We start from the raw sequence: 2,113 nt of genomic DNA on the forward strand, positions 1-2,113 counted from the left end.
ATTGACTTTTTATAGTTGGTCTATCCGTTATTTCTATATATCCCAATAGTTAGAAAGCCAGCTCCGACAACACAACGAACGGGTACGCCAAATATTCCGATGCTTAGCCAGTGCAATGCGTTCCATTGCCGTTTGCGTCTTAGAGAACGACTTCCACCATGGTAGACTTAAGTCAATCATTTAAAAACTACTATAGTTCCCATCACAAGTGTCATCACGATAAGAATTGGAGGCAATATTTTTTCCAATTTATTTTTACTAAACCTTTTAAGAATAATGGGTGCCAAAAATGCTCCCGTTACCGTCCCTAAAACCAAAAGCGCAACGAGTATCCATTTCACATTTCCAAGACCAAGATGCATTACAAAACCGGCGATAGATATGCCAACCAGAACAAATACAGAAGTTCCGACAGTTTCAAGTGCACCGCATCCTAAAACCGTGAGCCCCGCAACGATTGGGGTGGTACCACTCACACCGACCAGCCCGGACATAACGCCTCCAAGAAATCCATAGATTACGGCTTTAATCGTATCCGACGCATTGTGCCCATAATTTGTTATTTGCTCATCTTTTACTTTTTCTTTACTTAATTTATCCTTATTTTTTTTACGATACGCCATAATCATTTGAACCCCTAAAATCAAGAGCAGTATACCAGTAATTTTATTGTAAAGACTTTGGGGTAAGAGGTCAGAGCATAATGACCCAACAATAGCCCCTATGATAGCTCCGCCCATCATTATCCGCCCAAAACGAAGATTTACATTGCCCGCTTTCCAATGACTTATCGTTCCTATCGTGGTCGTAGGTATGATAGTGGCAAGCGAAGTGGCTGCTGCAACCGCAGGCGGAACATTGAAAAAAGCTGTAAGTATTCCCACATAAATACCACCGCCACCGCCACCCAAAGAAATTATTAATAGCCCTATCAAGAATCCTACCAAGGGTAAAGCAATTATTTCCATTTATCTCATTCCTCCATTAAAATGTCACAGCCTACACATATGCAAAATAAAGCTTGACTTCATATTTTTTCACAATTAATATTATAACGAAGAAAACATTAGATTAAAAACACTTATTTCAACTTACTTATAGTCTTTTTATAACTGCAATTTAATGAAAGGATCGATTATGATGGATATTCGCCAACTCAAATATTTTCTAGCCGTTGCGGAAGAAGGATTAGTTACGAAAGCGGCTGACCGGCTACACATTACCCAGTCGCCACTTAGCCAACAGATGATTTTATTGGAAAAAGAATTGGGAGTACAACTTTTACAAAGAACTAAAAAGCACATTGGCTTGACAGAAGCAGGTCACGTATTGAAACGTAGAGCAGAACAACTTTTAGACTTAACACAATTAACAATGAATGAAGTACGAGAAACTGCAAATGGAATACGAGGAAAATTAACTATCGGAACAATCAATTCGTCTGGGCGTCTATTGTTACCAGAAGTTATACGACTATTTCACCAAACGTATCCTTTAATTTCTTTTGACCTACGGCAGGGAGATACACAACGCATATTGGAACTGCTAAATTCGCACCTCATTGATATTGGCTTTGTCCGCCTTCCAGTTGATTCGTTTCTTTATGCTTCTGTTACTGTCCCCACCGAAGGCATGGTTATGGTAGCGAATTCCCACGACATTACTGTAAAGGCTGAAGAGATTCCCCTTGCTCATCTAAAAGATTTTCCCTTATTAATACATCGACGATACGAAACAATTATTTCTGACTATTTCCATCAAAACGGCTTTGAACCTAATATTTTTTGCACTAGTGATGAAATAGTTCCCCTTCTGACTTGGTCTCTACGTAGACTGGGTATTGCCATTGTTCCTGAATTTGCCATCAATCTTTTATCTAATCCCTCTCTAATAGTAAAAAAAATAACAAAACCTATTGTTTCAACATCCAGCGCACTAATATGGCGTAAAAATGAACAATTGCCAGTAACTGCAACGCATTTTATTAATATGTTCCGAAAAAAAGATATTACGTCTTTATCACCTGAATAATAATTTCAATAACAACAAAATAACTGTCAAAATCACAGAAGCCATGATCATTTTAAAAATACTGGACTGATATAATAAAAGC

General features: G+C 38.1%; 2 protein-coding genes. One reads left to right on the forward strand and one right to left on the reverse strand.

The window, feature by feature from the left end; genetic code table 11:
- Positions 1-176: 176 nt before the first annotated feature.
- Positions 177-968, reverse strand: coding sequence for a sulfite exporter TauE/SafE family protein (locus tag I6751_RS09200; protein WP_196591286.1), 792 nt, complete (start codon positions 966-968; stop codon positions 177-179).
- Positions 969-1,137: 169 nt separating this feature from the next.
- On the opposite strand from I6751_RS09200, the gene I6751_RS09205 reads away from it, so the two are divergent.
- Entirely contained in the window at positions 1,138-2,031 is an 894-nt protein-coding gene (locus I6751_RS09205) for a LysR family transcriptional regulator (protein WP_196599089.1), read from the forward strand.
- Positions 2,032-2,113 lie beyond the last annotated feature (82 nt).

It is taken from the genome of Pectinatus frisingensis (genome assembly GCF_015732285.1).
Lineage (GTDB): Bacteria > Bacillota > Negativicutes > Selenomonadales > Selenomonadaceae > Pectinatus > Pectinatus frisingensis.

Bases quoted from the DNA above. Each gene is read 5' to 3' on its own strand.
- I6751_RS09200 (WP_196591286.1), bottom strand. From the start codon at position 968: ATGGAAATAATTGCTTTACCCTTGGTAGGATTCTTGATAGGGCTATTA.
- I6751_RS09205 (WP_196599089.1), top strand. From the start codon at position 1,138: ATGATGGATATTCGCCAACTCAAATATTTTCTAGCCGTTGCGGAAGAA.